The 15033-nt window shown below is 69.6% G+C and carries 18 protein-coding genes; 11 read left to right on the forward strand and 7 right to left on the reverse strand.

Features of this window, described 5'->3' with window-relative positions; all coding sequences use genetic code 11:
- Position 1: 1 nt before the first annotated feature.
- The 3 genes from ACIBN2_RS33845 (at position 2) to ACIBN2_RS33855 (ending at position 4131) form a co-directional block, all read left to right on the forward strand.
- Positions 2–2821 (forward strand): FtsX-like permease family protein, encoded by a 2820-nt coding sequence (locus ACIBN2_RS33845; protein ID WP_399140197.1) that lies wholly within the window; start codon positions 2–4, stop codon positions 2819–2821.
- A 150-nt stretch (positions 2822–2971) separates the two neighbouring features.
- On the forward strand, positions 2972–3466 hold the full coding sequence (locus tag ACIBN2_RS33850) for a sigma factor-like helix-turn-helix DNA-binding protein (protein ID WP_399140199.1): 495 nt from the start codon (positions 2972–2974) through the stop codon (positions 3464–3466).
- On the forward strand, positions 3463–4131 hold the full coding sequence (locus tag ACIBN2_RS33855; RefSeq protein WP_399140201.1) for a hypothetical protein: 669 nt from the start codon (positions 3463–3465) through the stop codon (positions 4129–4131). Before ACIBN2_RS33850 ends, ACIBN2_RS33855 begins: the two co-directional genes overlap by 4 nt.
- A gap of 131 nt (positions 4132–4262) precedes the next feature.
- Here ACIBN2_RS33855 and ACIBN2_RS33860 read toward each other — a convergent pair whose 3' ends face one another.
- Positions 4263–5273, reverse strand: coding sequence for an NADP-dependent oxidoreductase (locus ACIBN2_RS33860; protein WP_399140203.1), 1011 nt, complete (start codon positions 5271–5273; stop codon positions 4263–4265).
- A 112-nt stretch (positions 5274–5385) separates the two neighbouring features.
- Between ACIBN2_RS33860 and ACIBN2_RS33865 the strand changes: the two genes are divergently transcribed.
- The 3 genes from ACIBN2_RS33865 (at position 5386) to ACIBN2_RS33875 (ending at position 7016) form a co-directional block, all read left to right on the forward strand.
- Positions 5386–5964: a TetR/AcrR family transcriptional regulator gene (locus ACIBN2_RS33865; protein WP_399140205.1), complete on the forward strand. Its 579-nt coding sequence runs from the start codon at positions 5386–5388 to the stop codon at positions 5962–5964.
- 98 nt (positions 5965–6062) lie between these two features.
- Positions 6063–6347, forward strand: a complete 285-nt coding sequence (locus tag ACIBN2_RS33870; protein WP_399140207.1) for a cupin domain-containing protein — start codon at positions 6063–6065, stop codon at positions 6345–6347.
- A 60-nt stretch (positions 6348–6407) separates the two neighbouring features.
- Positions 6408–7016: a GNAT family N-acetyltransferase gene (locus ACIBN2_RS33875; RefSeq protein ID WP_399140209.1), complete on the forward strand. Its 609-nt coding sequence runs from the start codon at positions 6408–6410 to the stop codon at positions 7014–7016.
- A gap of 95 nt (positions 7017–7111) precedes the next feature.
- On the opposite strand, the gene ACIBN2_RS33880 is transcribed toward ACIBN2_RS33875, so the two are convergent.
- Complete coding sequence (locus ACIBN2_RS33880) at positions 7112–7750, reverse strand: hypothetical protein (RefSeq protein WP_399140211.1); 639 nt, start codon at positions 7748–7750, stop codon at positions 7112–7114.
- Positions 7751–8372: 622 nt separating this feature from the next.
- The gene (locus ACIBN2_RS33885; protein WP_399140212.1) at positions 8373–8765 is read right to left on the reverse strand and encodes a DUF4232 domain-containing protein; all 393 of its coding nucleotides are present in this window, start codon (positions 8763–8765) and stop codon (positions 8373–8375) included.
- On the opposite strand from ACIBN2_RS33885, the gene ACIBN2_RS33890 reads away from it, so the two are divergent.
- The 4 genes from ACIBN2_RS33890 to ACIBN2_RS33905 all read left to right on the forward strand — a co-directional run bounded on the left by ACIBN2_RS33890 (position 8749) and on the right by ACIBN2_RS33905 (position 10990).
- On the forward strand, positions 8749–8994 hold the full coding sequence (locus ACIBN2_RS33890; RefSeq protein ID WP_399140214.1) for a hypothetical protein: 246 nt from the start codon (positions 8749–8751) through the stop codon (positions 8992–8994). The genes ACIBN2_RS33885 and ACIBN2_RS33890 overlap by 17 nt on opposite strands.
- A gap of 383 nt (positions 8995–9377) precedes the next feature.
- Positions 9378–9920: a DUF488 family protein gene (locus tag ACIBN2_RS33895; protein WP_399140215.1), complete on the forward strand. Its 543-nt coding sequence runs from the start codon at positions 9378–9380 to the stop codon at positions 9918–9920.
- On the forward strand, positions 9917–10201 hold the full coding sequence (locus tag ACIBN2_RS33900) for an MGMT family protein (RefSeq protein ID WP_399140217.1): 285 nt from the start codon (positions 9917–9919) through the stop codon (positions 10199–10201). The genes ACIBN2_RS33895 and ACIBN2_RS33900 overlap by 4 nt, the downstream gene beginning before the upstream one ends.
- Before the next feature lie 156 nt (positions 10202–10357).
- Positions 10358–10990, forward strand: a complete 633-nt coding sequence (locus tag ACIBN2_RS33905) for a DUF1345 domain-containing protein (protein ID WP_399140219.1) — start codon at positions 10358–10360, stop codon at positions 10988–10990.
- Between the two features lie 24 nt (positions 10991–11014).
- Here the strand turns inward: ACIBN2_RS33905 and ACIBN2_RS33910 are convergent, their stop codons facing one another.
- Together ACIBN2_RS33910 and ACIBN2_RS33915 are read right to left on the reverse strand one after the other, a co-directional pair.
- Positions 11015–11758 carry an SAM-dependent methyltransferase gene (locus ACIBN2_RS33910; protein WP_399140220.1) on the reverse strand — a complete coding sequence of 248 codons (744 nt, stop codon included), beginning with the start codon at positions 11756–11758 and terminating at the stop codon, positions 11015–11017.
- Between the two features lie 118 nt (positions 11759–11876).
- The gene (locus ACIBN2_RS33915) at positions 11877–12455 is read right to left on the reverse strand and encodes a TetR/AcrR family transcriptional regulator (RefSeq protein WP_399140221.1); all 579 of its coding nucleotides are present in this window, start codon (positions 12453–12455) and stop codon (positions 11877–11879) included.
- A gap of 88 nt (positions 12456–12543) precedes the next feature.
- Between ACIBN2_RS33915 and ACIBN2_RS33920 the strand changes: the two genes are divergently transcribed.
- Positions 12544–13425, forward strand: coding sequence for an SDR family oxidoreductase (locus tag ACIBN2_RS33920; RefSeq protein WP_399140223.1), 882 nt, complete (start codon positions 12544–12546; stop codon positions 13423–13425).
- A 231-nt stretch (positions 13426–13656) separates the two neighbouring features.
- Here ACIBN2_RS33920 and ACIBN2_RS33925 read toward each other — a convergent pair whose 3' ends face one another.
- Positions 13657–14301, reverse strand: coding sequence for a class I SAM-dependent DNA methyltransferase (locus ACIBN2_RS33925; protein WP_399140225.1), 645 nt, complete (start codon positions 14299–14301; stop codon positions 13657–13659).
- 243 nt (positions 14302–14544) lie between these two features.
- Positions 14545–15033: lectin (locus tag ACIBN2_RS33930; RefSeq protein ID WP_399140226.1), on the reverse strand; the 489-nt coding region annotated here is incomplete at its 5' end.

A 15033-nucleotide genomic window follows, 5' to 3' on the forward strand; every position in this document is an offset into this window, starting at 1 on the left:
GATGATCATCGGGCAGCTCCGGCGCCGGCGCGGGCGGGCGATGGCGCTGGCCGCCGGAATCCTGGTGGCGGCGACCAGCTTCACCCTGCTGACCTCGACCGTGCACACGAGCCAGGCGGCGACGGTGGGCACCGTACGGAAGAACGCCCGGTCCGCCTACGACGTCCTGGTGCGGCCGCCCGACTCACAGACGGACGTGGAACGGCACAGCGGTCTCGTCGCGCCGAATTTCCTCTCCGGCACGTTCGGCGGTATCACCATGCAGCAGTACCGGCGCATCCGGAGCATGGGCGGCGTCGAGGTGGCGGCGCCCGTCGCCAACATCGGCTATCTGATGGTGTACAACACGGTCTCCGTCGATGTGTCCCGCTTCCTCGACGGCAAGGCGTCCCGGCAGATCCTGCGGATCGTCCCGAAGCTCACGGCCGGCCTGGGCACCTATCGCACCGCCGATCAGTACGTCTACCTCACCCGCAGCCCCCTCACCTCGGGGAAGCAGCACGGCGTGTTCGAGTCCGACACCCTGGAGAAGGGTGTGGTCGACAAGAGCACGCGGCCGTACGTGATGAACGGGAAGTACAACGTGTGCTTCTACTTCAACGGGGACAAGACGGAGAAGACCAAGTGGAATCTCGAACTGCCGATGATGGAGAGCATCATCGCCGAGGACCTCAGCGACAGGTCCGCGTTCGACCCCGACCTGCACTCGCGGCTGAACTGCCAGTCGGGACACGGCAAGGCCACCATCGACATCCCGGTCGCCTACCCGGTCCTGCTGTCCGCCGTCGACCCCAAGGCCGAGGACCGGCTGGTGGGCCTGGGCCGCACCGTCACCTCGGGCCGGATGCTCACCGAACACGACAAGCCGCACACGGTGCCGCCCTCGAAGAATCCCGACGGCCAGAAGGAGACCTTCGTACCGGTGGTACTCAGCAACCGCCCGCTGACCGCCGGGAAGCTCAGCGCCACTGTTGAACAACTCGACACCGGAGACCCGGCCAAGCTGCCGTCGCGGCTGGGCAATCCGACCGCCAGTAGCTTTGTGAAGCACCTCCACGGCACACCCGTGGGCCGTGTCGGCGTCGACCTCGGCCAGGGCTATCGGAAGGCGGTGCTCACGTACGGGGTCGACGCCACCAACTACTGGACGGTCGGCCCGGTGACCTACCGGCGGACCTCCGGCGGTGACCTCGCCGTACAGCCGCAGGCGCCGCAGAAACCCGGTCTGTGGGTGACCAACCTGAACCGGCAACCGGTGGCGGACGTCCCCGAGGAGAACACGGGTCGCCAGTACCGGAAGGTGATCTCTCACCCCTCCACCTTCTGCAGCGGTCTGGGCGTGTGCGAGAAGCAGGACTACGGGCGCCTGCCGAACCCGCTCATCCACGTCGTCGGCCGCTTCGACACCGGCAGGCTGCCCGGCTTCTCGCCGCTGTCCGAGGCCCCCTTGGAGACGTATCAGCCGCCTCAGGTCACCGGCGCGGACGAGGCCACCCGCACGACACTGCACGGCAAGCCGCTGCAGCCCGACCGCAACCTGGGCGGCTACCTCACCCCGCCTCCCACCATGCTGACGACGATGGACTCCGTCACCGCACTCATCAAGAGCCGCCGGACCCCGAGCCTCCAGGACGCGGCACCGGTCAGCGCGATCAGGCTGCGGGTGGCCGGAGTGACCGGCGTCGACGCCGCCTCCCGCGCGCGGGTGAACGCCGTGGCCGGCCAGATCCGTACCGCCTTTCCCAAGCTCCAGGTCGACGTCACCGTGGGCAGCTCACCCACCCCTCAGACCGTCGCCCTGAGCGCCACCGCGCAGGTGACGGAGCGTTGGGTGGACAAGGGCGTGGCGCTGCGGATCCTCAAGGCGGTCGACACCAAGAGCGCCGTTCTCTTCACGCTGGTCCTGGTGGTCTGCGCGCTGTTCCTCGGCCAGGCGGCGCTGGCCTCGGTGCGCTCGCGCCGCACGGAGATCGGCACGCTGCGCTGCGTGGGCTGGAGCGGCGCGGAAGTGCTCCGGCTGGTGCTGGGCGAACTGGCCGCGATCGGTCTTGCGGCAGGAGCGCTGGGGGCGACGCTGGCGTACGGCCTCGGCAGGCTGCTGGGCCAGCCGGACGCCGGCGCCAGATCGGTCCTGGTGCTGCCGGTGGCGCTGCTGCTGGCCACCGCCGCGGGCCTGATCCCGGCCTCGCTCGCCACCCGGCTGGGTCCCATGCAGGCCGTCCGGCCCCCGGTGACGGCAGCCCGCCGGGCCCGCCCGGTGCGCTCGGTGGCCGGGCTGGCCGCGCTCAACCTCCTGCGGGTGCGCGGCCGCACCCTGCTCGGCGCGGCGGGCCTGGCGCTCGGAGTGGCCGCCTTCACGGTGCTCCTCGCCCTGACACTGGCCTTCCAGGGCGAGGTGGCGGGGTCGCTGCTCGGCAACGCCGTCGTGGCACGGGCGCGCACGGCCGACTACCTCAGCGTCGCACTGTCCCTGGCGCTCGGCGCCGCGGGTGCCGTCGACGTACTGGTGCTCTCGCAGCGCGAACGCGCAGCCGATCTCGCGGTACTGCGGGCCACCGGCTGGACCAACCGCGAACTCGCGCTGCTGACCCTCTACGAGGGAATCGGGCTGGCTCTGCTGGGCGGTCTGGCGGGTGCCGTGGCAGGTCTGGCGGCGGTCGTGGTGCTCGGGCAGGGCGTCCTGCACGGACATCTCCTCGCCATCACCGGCGCCGCGCTGCTGGCCACGCTGGCCGCCACCGCACTGGTCGGCGCCGCGCTGACGGTGCCCATCCGGAGACTCTCCCAGATCGCCCCCGCCCACCTGCTGGCCGCGGACTGAACCTCGGGCTAGGGCCGATGCCGCAGCGTGCTCGATCCGCCCCCGCACCCACCTCACCCTGGAACCGGGTGAACCGCTCGCGAACAACCTCCTGAGCAAGCGGCAAACCTCTCAGGTAAGCGGATCGCGGGACTGCGGCGTTGAGGGGGTGTGAAGCAGCTGGAGTTCAAGGACTTCTACCAAGCCAGCCGGGACGCATGCCTGCGGGCGGTCCTGGCGAGCGTGGGTGATCGGCAGCTGGCCGAGGATCTGGTCGCCGAGGCGTTCACCCGGGCCTGGACGGCATGGCCGAAGGTCAGCCGACATCCGGCGCCGCGCGCGTGGATCGTGCGTACGGCCCTGAACACCCGGGTCTCGTGGTGGCGCCGGCGGCGCCGGGAAGTGACGCTGGGCGGCGTTCCCGACGTCGCGGCCGGCACGGTCGGCGACCCCGGCCTGGACCCCACGCTGCTGGCCGTGCTGCGTCAACTGCCGCAGCGGCAGCGGGAAGTGATCGCCTACCGGGTCTTCCTCGATCTCGACACCTTGGCCACGGCGAAGGTGCTCGGGATCGCGCCGGGAACCGTCACCGCCCATCTGTCGCGGGCGGTCGCGACCCTGCGCGGCCACCTCGTCACCGTAGACAAGCCGGAGGTTGGGCAATGAGCCACCACGACACGGACGTACTGGACGCGCTGAGGGATTCGCTGGACGGCATCACCATGGACACCCCGGTGGAGCAGATCGAGGCCGCCGGCCGGGCGCGTCGGCGCCGGCGCCGCGTCGTGGGCATGACGGCGGGAGTCGCGGCGGCCGCGGGCCTTGCGCTCGGCGTGCCCACGTACGGCAACCCGTCGACCGCGCCGCCCGCGGCGGCCGACAGCACCGGGGCGGGCGCCGTGCACATCCGCACCGCGGCGTACACCGTGGACACCAAGAAGGACGGCACGGTCCATGCGACCTTCGACAAGCAGCGGTACTTCACGGACCATGCGGGTCTGCAGGCCGCGCTGCGCAGGGCGGGCTTCCCCGTGCTCACCAAGGAGGGCGAGTTCTGCAAGGGGCCGCAGGACGACGGAACGCTCGACCCCAGCGGCGTAGGACCCGGCGTCAGGAACGTCATGAAGGGCGTGCGGGGAGACGACGGGAAGGTCACCTTCGTCTTCACCCCGTCGGCGATGCCGGCTGGGACGCAGCTGTTCATCGGCTTCCTGAACGAGGCCCAACTGGCCTCCGTGCACGGCAATCCGGGATCCGTAGAGCGTCTGGTGCCCACGGGAGTTCCGCTGACGTGCACCACGCAAGCGCCGCCCACGGACACGCGGCAGTAGCGAAACGGCGCGTCGGCCGGAGGGGGAGGGACGGGCGAGGGGCAGCCGGCTGAGGCCGCTGCCCCTCGGCTGTGCCCTGCCGGATGAGTCCCTTCGCAGCGGCACTCTCCGGTACGGCTGCCCATTGCCCCCTAATCGACCGTGAGCACGATCTTGCCCTGGATGTGCCCGCGAGCGGCGCGTTCGTGGGCTTCGCGGGCATCCGAAAGGGCAAAAGTGCTGTCGATCGCGACGCGCACTGTGCCCGCATCGAGCAGGCGCCCCAGTGAAGCGAGTTGCACGCCGCTCGAGCGGACCTGGGCGCTCGAGACGGTGACACCCAGCGTCGCGGTTTCCTCTTCGTCGAAAGCCCCCGGCAGCACGGGGAATTGGGCGCCACCGCGCTTGAGCGTGCGCAGGAAGCGTCGGCTTTCGGGGCCGCCGACGGTGTCGACGACAAGGTCGACGTCGCGCACGAGTTCCTCGGCACGGTGCTTGGTGTAGTCGATGAACTGATCGGCCCCGAGTTCGCGTAGGAACGATTCGTGCGCGCCCGATGCCACCGCGATGACGCGTGCGCCCTTCCACTTCGCCAGCTGCAGGGCGAGGTGCCCCACGCCGCCCGCGGCGCCGTTGACGAGCACCGTCGTGTTGGGGCCGAGCGGCACCGGTTGATGCGGTGCCTCCTGGAAGGGCGAGGGGTGAGCGTGTCCCACCTCGATCAGGAACTGCCACGCCGTGAGCCCGGCCATGGGCGCCCCGGCGGCATGCACGTGATCGATGCCGGCCGGCTTGCGTGCGAGGTCCGACGCGGGCGCGGCCACGTACTCGGCGTATGCGCTGCCATGGAAGCTGGGGAAACGCAGAAGACCGAAGACCTCGTCACCGACGCCGAGGCCGTCCACGTCCGCGGCGACGGCCTCGACGACGCCCGACACGTCCGTCCCGGGGACCACGGGCAGACTGACCGTGGATTCCGTCTCTCCGGGCATGGTGGTCATCCCGCCGCGCAGGTACCAGTCCGGAGGGTTGATGCCGACCGCGTGCACGCGAACGAGCACCTCACCCGGCCCCGGCGCGGGAATCGGCACGGCGTCGTAACGCAGGACTTCGGGGCCGCCGTGCTCATGGAGGCGGACCGCCCCCATCGTGTGGGTCGACATGGTTTTCTCCTGCCCGCGCCCGCGGGATAGTCTTATTCGGATCAGTGCTCCACATAAGTGAACCACTGATCCGAATATATGGACCACTGATCCGGATAGTCAAGAGGGACAGATGCGGGCCGACGCCAGGAAGAACCGCGACCACCTGCTCGCCGTAGCGGGCACGGCCATCACCGAACAGGGCGTGGACGTGTCCCTGCGCGACATCGCTCGCAGGGCCGATGTCGGGCTCGCGACGCTGCTGCGGCACTTCCCGACGCGCGAGGCGCTGCTCGATGCACTGCTTCGCACGAGCTTCGACGAACTGACCGCACGGGCCGACGAGTTGGAGGCGTCGACGGCGGTCTCTCCCGAAGAAGCACTCGTCTCATGGCTACGGGAATGCGTCGCGTGGACAACCGAGTATCGAGGCGTGACCGTGCTCATGGCAGCCGCCATCGAGGACACGCAGTCCGCCCTCCACGCTTCGTGCGTCACCTTGCGCGCGGCCGGTGCGCGGCTCCTGACCCGCGCCCAGGCCGTCGGGGGAGCGCGGAGCGACCTCGATGGCACCGAACTGTTCGCGCTGGTGGCGATGCTCGCCTGGCTCGGTGACCAACCCGCGCTCGCACCGCGCGCCGATCACCTCTTCGACGTGGTCGCGAGCGCGATTCTGACGAGCGCCGGGAAGGGCCGGAGCCGGCCTGAGTGACGCTCGGCCGGGATCGGCCCCCGGCCGAGGCCGACGCGGATGTGCCCGACACGGCGGCTCGCAGCACGTATGTCCCCCCGACAGCAAGGAGAGCGACCATGACCACCACGGCCCGCGCGAGCGTGCAGCACGAGGACGAACGGGTACGCGTCACGCGCTGGGACTTCGAACCCGGGCAGAGCACCGGCCGGCACGTACACGAGTACGACTACGTCGTCGTCCCCGTCACCGACGGGCGAACCGACGTGATCAGCCCCGACGGCACGGTCACCCCCACGCAGTTGACGGCGGGCGAGTCCTACGCCCGTCCGGCCGGGGGCGAACACGAGGTCGTCAATGGCGGGGCCACCCCGCTGGCCTTCGTCGAAATCGAACTGAAGTAACCCCTGAAGACGACGAAATCCGTCGAGTGAAAGGTGCCCCGGGACGGATACCGTAGAAGGGTGAACCGCACCTACCGGCCCGTCTCCGCCCGGCCAGCCACCCGGGCGGACATCGATGCCATCGTCGACACCCTGACCACAGCCTTCTTCAGCGACCCGCTGTGGGGCCCGGCCTTCCCCGACGAACAGCAGCGCGCCGTGCAGGCGGCAGCCATGTGGCGCCTGTACGTTACCTCCGCGCTGCGCTACCCCTGGACGCTCGTGACGCCAGGGGCGGAAGCGGCGGCCGTATGGATCCCACCGGGCGGCACCGAACTCACTTCCCAGGAGGAAGACGGGCTGGAGGCCCTGCTGACACAGGCGGCGGGCCCCGAAGTGGCCAAGGCCATCCTGACGATCTACGACCAGCTGGAGGCCGCCCATCCCGGCGAGCCCTGCTTCTACCTCTCCCTGCTGGGTGTCCACGACGACCACCGCGGCAAGGGGCTGGGCATGGGCCTGCTGGCCGAGTGCCTCACCCGCATCGACGCACTCGGCATGCCCGCCTACCTGGAATCGTCCAACCCCGCGAACATCGCCCGCTACCAAAGCGTCGGCTTCACCGCCCGCGACACGATCACCATTGCCACGGGCCACGTCGCCACCACCATGTGGCGCCCGGCAGTCTGACCCATGGCGGTTGCTGTATGAGCGCTCTACGGATGGCCCAACGGGGCCTTGTTCGCCCTGAGTTGTGAGTTGTCCGCGCTCAGTTGCGAGTGGTGTCAGGCGGAGGGTTCGGCGGTCGGCTCGTCCTGGGTGCTGGAACCGGCGGATTCCGGGGCGGTGTAGTAGACGGACGTGCCCTGCTTGGTGCGCTGGGCCTGTGTCTTGGCGACGAGCCCTTCGAGTGTGGTGCGCACGACGGTGGTCTTGATGGTGCGTTCGGGATGCTGCTGACCCAGTGCGGTGGTGATCTCGGCTGCGGAGCGGGGTTCACTCTGGCCGGCCAGGTGCTCCCGTACGAGGTCGACGAGCGTGGGCGGGGTCGACGGCGCGGCCGACACGGCCGACACCGCCGGCGCCTTGACGGTGGCCTTCTTGCCGGTCCGCTTCCGCGACGGGCCGGGGGTCTTCTCGGCCTGCTTCGGCTTGCCTGCGGCCTTGGCGGTGGGCTGCTGCTTCTTGCGAGGAGCGGGCACGGTCGCGACGGCCTCGGCGGCCGGTGCGGCGGAGACACCGAGGGCCTGCTGGATGCTCACCAGCACGGTGTTGTCGTGCCGCAGTGCCGCCAACTGCGTCTGCAGCGCGTCGATTTCAGCGCTGAGGCGTGCCTGCTCCTTGAGATTGCGCTCAAGGTCGTCGGCCACCTGCGTGCTGTACTGCGAGGTCAACTCGGTGGTCGCGGTCGGGGTTTCGGACATCGTGCTCACACCTTTCCTGGGTGCTTCAGCCGGTGGGCGGCAAGCCCGCGGCGTATGCGAAATCAAACGTGTGTGTTCTTCTGCCAGGTGCTGCATGAGCCTTGGCAGTTACTGCCGCACAGTCGTGTCTGAGCGATGGTACGGAAGACCTGAGCAATCTTCTCGACCAACTGGCTGAAACCAGCAGACCGTAACAGGGTTTGCGGTGGAGTGAGGGGCCAAGGCGTGATGTATGTCTGGCCACGATGCGGGAGCAGACAACTGTGGGCTCCCCTCATACCTGTCCCGCCGAAGTGGTGAGGGCTACACACGCAGTCAACTAGCCCGGGGCGAGGCGCTGTTGGCTGCTCTCGCGCCTCTCGAAGTTGGGCGTCGACCGGATTCACTGTCACCGCCGCACCTTCGGCCTCGAATGCACGGACTGATGAGAGTCGGTCAGCCCGCGGTTGACCGCTTCGACCGGAGCACGTCCTGAGGTTACTGACCGTGTGAGGGGCAACACCGCCGAGACAGGCGCAGGCGCAGGCGCAGGTAAAGGCACTGATGCCGGAATACCCGGTTCCCTGCCGTGCACGTCTCCGGCCCGGCGGAAGCCTGCTTCCGCCGGGCCGGAGACGTGGTCCTACGAAGGTTTGACCGCCGTTACCGCGGTGACCGTCGCCGTGTTGTCGCATTCGGCGAACTGGCCGTCTTCAAGGGCAACTTGGTGCAGGCCGGAGCCCGGCAGACCGACCACCATGGTCGGGTATACGACGGGCTGTGCGCCGGACTTGCAGTAGCCGTCGCCCTCGCCCTGGACCTGGACGAACGTCAGCTTCACCCATGCCTTGCCGCCGGGGGCCACCCGCACCGCCGACGATGAGCCCGTGCGGGTCACCGTGAGCGGCTTGTTGTGCTCAGGAGAGCCGTTGGCAGCCCCGGCGACCGTCGGGTAGCCCTTGAGGACGCACGGTTGAGCGGAGGTGTTGGTGAATTCGACGATCGCCGCTCCGGTCCCCGTGCCCGCAGGGCGCACGGCGGCCTGGTACGCGGTCGCGCTGAGGGCCTTCGCCCCACATGCCGGCACCGGCGCACCGGAAGGCCGGGAGACCGGAGACGCACTCGCGGTCGGCGTCGTCGACACGTGTGCACCAGAAGGCGTCGAAGCCGTGGCGGAGGGCGCCGCGGTCGAGGGTGCCGCGGTAGCCGGCGTCGTCTCCCCGGACGGCGAGGAACCCGCGCTCGTCGTGTCGCCCCCCGGCTGACAGGCGCTCATCGCCACCGCGGCCGAGATTGAAGCCATAGCCACCGCGGCTCTGCGGATGCCTTTTCCGTACTGCATGACGCCCCCGATATCGGATCGCACTGGGCCGGCTCCTCGCCGGCTCTCGTCGAGGGAGAGGCCGGCGCAGGTCACGGGGTTCCCGGGACGGTCGGCTGTGACCCGGCGGTGACAAGATCAGGTCGGATTCGGCACATCACGACGAAGAGTTCCTCCTCACCTGCCTGACGGCGGGGGAGAGGGAAGAAGTTGGGCCCCCTCATTGTCGAAGAGCACGAGAGCGTTAAGGCGTGGACCTGCGGGGTACGTGTGCGTGGTCGTGCCGCGTTCGGTTCGAACGGGGGAGCATTGACGAAGGTGTAAGGCATGAGCTCTCGGCGCATCTGGACGATCGGGCACTCTACGCGTGGCTTCGGCGAGGTGCTGCAGATGCTGCGCGACCATGACATCACCTGCCTGGTCGATGTGCGGTCGTTCCCTTCGTCGAGGAAGTATCCGCAGTGGAACCAGTCCGCGATCACCGAGGCTTTGCCGCCCGATATCGCCTACCACTGGATTCCCCGGTTGGGCGGCCGACGGCACACCCCGAAGGGAGTGCCGACCGTGAACGGCGCCTGGCGGGTCAAGGCGTTCCGCGACTACGCCGACTACATGGCGACCAATGAATTCGCGGAAGGTCTCGGAGAGTTGCTCGAACTGGCCGAGCACGGACGGCCGGTCATCATGTGCAGTGAGGCGGTGCCCTGGCGGTGTCACCGCAGATTGATCACCGACGCTCTGATCGTCGAGGGTGCGGAGGTCGTACACATCATGTCGGGCACGTCGGCGAGGCCGGCCGTCCTGAACGAGCACGCGCGGGTCCGCGACGGACACCTGACCTACCCACCACCCCTGCTGACCCCGCCGTGAGCATCGTCGACGAGGTGAGGGAAGCGGTCCTCACCATCCCGCCCGGATTCGTCGCGTCGTACGGTGACATCGGTGAGCGAGTCGGTGTCGGGCCTCGGCAGGTGGGGCGTGCGATGAGCCTGCTGGGACCGGACGTGCCGTGGTGGCGTGTCGTCCACGCGGACGGGGCTCCCGCCACCTGCCACGACGGGCGGGCATCGGAGCTCCTCAGAGGCGAGAGCACTCCGATGCGCGGTGCGCGAGTGGACCTGAAGCGTGCGCGGCACCGGTGGGCGCTGTGAGATGCCGGCGTCGGCCAACTCGATGTCATTTCGATCGCCGGCGTCGCGGTCGCCGAGCTGCGCGGGTGCGCTGGACCGACCTGGGCGAAGCCCGACGCCCCGCTCCGACCCACCCCGCCGCGCCGGTCGTTGTCGAGACAACTACTGTGCTGATCCATGAGGACCAGGTTGCCCGTGGATGCCATGCCCCGGCTGTCCGGCGCCGTAGGCATAGGTGCCGTGGTCGGTTTGGCCGTGGGACTCGGGGTGGGCGCCGTGCGGGGGGCGCTGGCCGGGATCGCCGCGACCGAACTGGTCTTCGTCGTTGCGGGATGGACCGTGCTGTGGCCGATGGATGCGGCCGCCACCAGGCGAAACGCCCGGCGTGAGGATTTCCGGCCGGTCGTAGAGGAACTGGTCGTCGTGGCGGTCGCGTCCTGCGGCTTGTTGGCCATTGTGCTGTTGCTCCTGGTCGGACCGTCCGACAGGGGGCACGTCGGCGCCGCACTTGCGCTCTGTGGCGTGCTCCTGGCCTGGGCCGCCTTGCACCTGATGTACGCCGCCCGCTACGCCTACGCCTACTACGAGACCTCGGGCGGGATCGACTTCAACTCGGAAGACCCGCCTGCGTACCGGGACTTCTTCTACTTCAGCTACAACCTCGGCATGACGTATCAGGTGTCCGACACCAACGTCTCCAGCTCCGTGATCCGCGCGATCGTGCTGCGCCACTGCCTGCTCTCCTATGTCTTCGGCACCGGCATTCTCGCGACCGCCATCAACCTCGTCGTGGGACTCGTCGCGGGCTGAGGCTCAGCTCGTCGACGGATCCGTTCAGGCGGAGCCGGGCGTCCGGCGCAGGACCAGCGAGAGGAAGCCGAAGGTGTCCCGGTACACGCGCAGCCATTCGGCGCGCCGGAGCGCGGCCGTCTCCAGCACCTGCGCGCTCTCCGGATGGGCGGGGTGGTCCAGGGCCCACGAGGACAGGGAACCCCAACGCGACCATTCGTAGTCGTCCAGCTCCTGACGCGAGCTGACGTGCCCGTCGACGGGAGTCCAGCCGTCGCCTTCGACACGCTCCACGGTCGTCGCCAGGTCGGCGAAGTCCCCGAGCATCTCGACGGCCTCCTGCGACGGAGGGCGCTGCCAGAAACCGTCACCGACGAGGACTCGACCGCCGGGAGCGAGATGGGTCCTGGCTGCTGCGAGGGTGGGCAGCAGGCCGCCGAAGGCGTGCGCGGCCCCGAAGCTGAGGACCACGTCGAACGGCTTCTCGGACACGAACTCCTCGGCCTTCCGGCAATGGAGGGCGAGGCGGTCCTGCACGCCGAGGTCGCGTGCCGCGGCGGCCGCCTGCGCCAGCGCATCCTCGGAGATGTCCACGCCCTCGGCGTACACACCCGGCCGTTCGGACAGGGCGCGCAGGAGCCATTCACCTCCGCCGCAGCCGAGGTCGAGCACCCGCTCCTCGCCGGTCGGGAGACCGCGGTCGAGGAGGCGGCGGACCGAGTCGTCGTCGAGCGGGGACTTGATCGGGTGCTCGGCGTGGGCGATGTGGGAAATCTGTTCGCGATTCACCGGGGCAGCGTGCCAACGGCAGAGCGCTCGCGCACCTCAATTACGGCGGCGGCAGAGCCGTAGCTCCGCGTCGCAGAGCAGCACCGGCAGGCGAGCGACGGGGCGGCGTCGTCGTCGGTCAGCCCAGGGACGCAGTTGCCGCGCGAAGTTCTTCCAAGGCCGCCAGCGCGTGGGGCGCGAGCCCTTCCCCGTCATCGCGGTCACCCTCGGACCACTGGGCGTAGCCCCGCTTGAAGGCGAGGACTCCCAGCTCGCCCGCGAGGTGCGCGGTCGGGTCGGGGACACCGCGGGCGATGAGCGCGTCGGTCATGGCGGCCGCCAGACCGACGCTCTTGAGGGCGTCTCGCTCCTGAAGTTCGGTGCTGGCTGCCACGGCTGCCTTGAGGCGGGGGCCGAGTTCGCGGTTCGTCGGCCCCATGGCGCTCGATGCGCGCTCGAGACCGGCGGCCACCGCCTGAAGGGGGCCGGCGCCCGCGGGCGCCTCGGCGATGCCGTCGGCGAGCAGCCTGCTGAGTGTCTCCTGGCCGGCGACCAGGAGCTCGCGCTTGTCGGAGAAGTGCCGGAAGAAGGTGCTCTTGGTGACACCGGCGCGCTCGGCGATCTGCGCCACGGTGGTGGCGTCGTATCCCTGCTCGGTGAACAGGTCGACTGCCGCGACGACGAGTCGCTGGGTCGCCCCTGGTTGCCATCTAGCCATGAGACCAGGATAGGTGATGGGACTGTTGTCCCGTCACCGTGTCGGGTCAGTGATGGGACAAGAGTCCCATCACTTTCAGGGAGGGCTCATGCACGTCTTCATCACCGGCGGTACCGGCACCATCGGCTCCGCCGTCGTCGCCGAACTGCTCGGCAACGGCCACACCGTTCTCGCACTGGCCCGCTCGGACCGCTCCGCGCAGGCCCTTGAGCATGCCGGCGCCAAGGTGTTGCGAGGAGATCTCGCGGACCTCGACGTCCTGCGGTCCGGCGCCGGGCAGTCCGACGGCGTGATCAGCCTGGCGTTCGGACGCGACTACGGCAGTCCGGAGGCGCTCGCGCGGTCCATCGCCGAGGAGAGCGCCGCGCTCGCCGCGCTGGGGCAGGAACTCCTCGGAAGCGATCGCCCGATCGTTACGGTGTCGGGCACGCCCTGGGCGCCGGGGCGGGCGTCCACCGAGGCCGATCCGCTGCCGACCGACGGGCCGGTGGGCGGCCGGGGCCGTTCGGTCGCGGCGCTCCTGGATCTCGCCTCGCGCGGCCTGCGCAGCATGGCCGTCCGCATGCCGCGCACGGTCCACAACGAGGGCCGGGGCGGATTCGCCGGCCTGTTGACCGACGCGGCACGCCGCACCGGGGTGTCCGGCTACCCTGGCGACGGCACCCAGCGCTGGCCGGCCGTGCACGCACTCGACGCGGCGGTCCTGTTCCGTCTGGTGCTCGAGTCGGCACCGGCCGGGACGTCCTGGCACGCCGTCGGCGACGAGGGCGACGCCGTGCGCGACATCGCGACGGTCATCGGCCGGCGACTGGGCCTGCCGGTCGAGGAGGTCCCGCAGGAGACCTTCGGCCCGTTCGGCCCGATCTTCGCCATGGACCAGCCGGCCTCCAGCGCCCACACCCGCGACGCCCTGGGGTGGCAGCCGACGCACGCCGGCCTGCTGGAGGACCTGGAGAACGTTCAGCCCTGACGCGTACGACCCTTTACGAGTTGAGTGCCTGTTCTCACTGATCCGGTTGGGTGCCCCTTCTGCATCAGCACGCGCTGATCGCCGCCCGGCGCACCCATGATGGGCGCCGGCGGCGCTGTGCCGGACACGGCCGAACTGAATGGCCGAGGGTGATGCTCGGCGGACGAGGCAGGTCGCCGAGCGGTTGCGTGAGCTCAGAGGATCATGATCGGCTGCTGGAGCGCCAACGGGTTAGGACTGACGGCGGGCGAAAAGGACCGCTCCTGGAACGCTCTCATCGGGGTCAAGCAGCATGTGGGCCTCGACCGTGAATCCGGCAGCCCGAAGCCACCCGGCCACTTTGTCCGGCTGACGACGGTGGACGTAGACGTTCATCGGGTGACCGCCGTAGCCCTGCGTCTTCAGCCGTGAGCCGCTGCCGACGTGGAAGCCGAGCAGCAGTGGTCCGCCGGGACGCAACGCCCGCCGGAAGTGGGCGAAGACCGTGGGCACGGCATCGTCGGGGATATGAATCAGCGACCAGAAGGCAAGCAAGCCGGCGACCGAGGCATCGGCGAGGTCGAGGTCCGTCATCGAGCCCACCTCGAACCGCAGGCGGGGGTGTGCACGCCGAGCCGCATCGATCATCCCGGGGGAAAGATCGATACCGAAAGCCTCCACACCCAGCCCCTGCAGGTGATCCGTGACGTGTCCAGGTCCGCAGCCCACATCCGCCACGGGCCCGCCACCGGCGGCGCGCACCAATTCCGCGAACAACGCCAGAGCCGCCCGAAGATACGGTGCCCCGGCCAGAGACTCACGCAATTGGTCCGCGTAGCTGACTGCGACCGTGTTGTAGGAGGTCCGGGTATCTGCCAACCAGTGGTCCGCGTTCATGGCCCGACACGGTAGTCGAGTGATCGGCATGACGACCCGGACCAATGAGATCAACGCCTCGACAGACCAGGCCACTTGAGAGGGGTCCGGATACTTCGGAATAGGAACTGAGGTTCGTTCACAGATTCTGACGGGGGTGGCCCGGCACGCGCGTGCTCCGGTCGGCGTGTCCGGTCGGCCTTCCGTGGCGGCGGACCAGGCCGTCGCCGGCCAGGTCCGCTGTCACGCGTTTATCCCGAGGGGTCAGCCGATCGTCCACTTCTGGTTGGCGCCGCCCGAGCAGGTCCAGATCTGCAGCCGGGTGCCGTTGGCCGAGTTGTTGCCGGTCACGTCGAGGCACTTGTTCGCCTGCGGATTGACGATGTCGTTCGCTCCGCTGACGGCCCACTTCTGGTTGGGGCCGCCGGTGCAGTCCCAGAGCTGGACGGTGGAGCCGTCGGCGGTGCCGTTGCCGGTCACGTCCAGGCACTTGCCGAGCGCGCGGATCGTGCCGTCGGAGCCCACGGTCCACTGCTGGGCGGCGGTGCCGTTGCAGTCGTAGAGCTGTACGGGGGTCCCGTTCGCGGAGTTCGCTCCGGCGACGTCGACGCACTTGCCGGCCAGGCCCCTGATCGCCGCGCCGGTGGGGGTGCTGCCGGTCGTGACGGAGACGGAGTCGACGACGAGTTGCTGGGGGAAGGTGGTGGTGGTGTCGGGGTCGCCGGGCCAGTAGCCGCCGACGGCGAGGTTGAG

The organism is Streptomyces sp. NPDC050534 (assembly GCF_044457745.1).
Classification (GTDB): Bacteria; Actinomycetota; Actinomycetes; order Streptomycetales; family Streptomycetaceae; genus Streptomyces.

Bases quoted from the DNA above. Each gene is read 5' to 3' on its own strand.
- ACIBN2_RS33845 (WP_399140197.1), top strand. From the start codon at position 2: ATGATCATCGGGCAGCTCCGGCGCCGGCGCGGGCGGGCGATGGCGCTG.
- ACIBN2_RS33865 (WP_399140205.1), top strand. From the start codon at position 5,386: ATGCGGGCCGACGCCAGGAAGAACCGCGACCACCTGCTCGCCGTAGCG.
- ACIBN2_RS33855 (WP_399140201.1), top strand. From the start codon at position 3,463: ATGAGCCACCACGACACGGACGTACTGGACGCGCTGAGGGATTCGCTG.
- ACIBN2_RS33860 (WP_399140203.1), bottom strand. From the start codon at position 5,273: ATGTCGACCCACACGATGGGGGCGGTCCGCCTCCATGAGCACGGCGGC.
- ACIBN2_RS33925 (WP_399140225.1), bottom strand. From the start codon at position 14,301: ATGAACGCGGACCACTGGTTGGCAGATACCCGGACCTCCTACAACACG.
- ACIBN2_RS33920 (WP_399140223.1), top strand. From the start codon at position 12,544: ATGCACGTCTTCATCACCGGCGGTACCGGCACCATCGGCTCCGCCGTC.
- ACIBN2_RS33915 (WP_399140221.1), bottom strand. From the start codon at position 12,455: ATGGCTAGATGGCAACCAGGGGCGACCCAGCGACTCGTCGTCGCGGCA.
- ACIBN2_RS33880 (WP_399140211.1), bottom strand. From the start codon at position 7,750: ATGTCCGAAACCCCGACCGCGACCACCGAGTTGACCTCGCAGTACAGC.
- ACIBN2_RS33895 (WP_399140215.1), top strand. From the start codon at position 9,378: ATGAGCTCTCGGCGCATCTGGACGATCGGGCACTCTACGCGTGGCTTC.
- ACIBN2_RS33905 (WP_399140219.1), top strand. From the start codon at position 10,358: ATGAGGACCAGGTTGCCCGTGGATGCCATGCCCCGGCTGTCCGGCGCC.
- ACIBN2_RS33870 (WP_399140207.1), top strand. From the start codon at position 6,063: ATGACCACCACGGCCCGCGCGAGCGTGCAGCACGAGGACGAACGGGTA.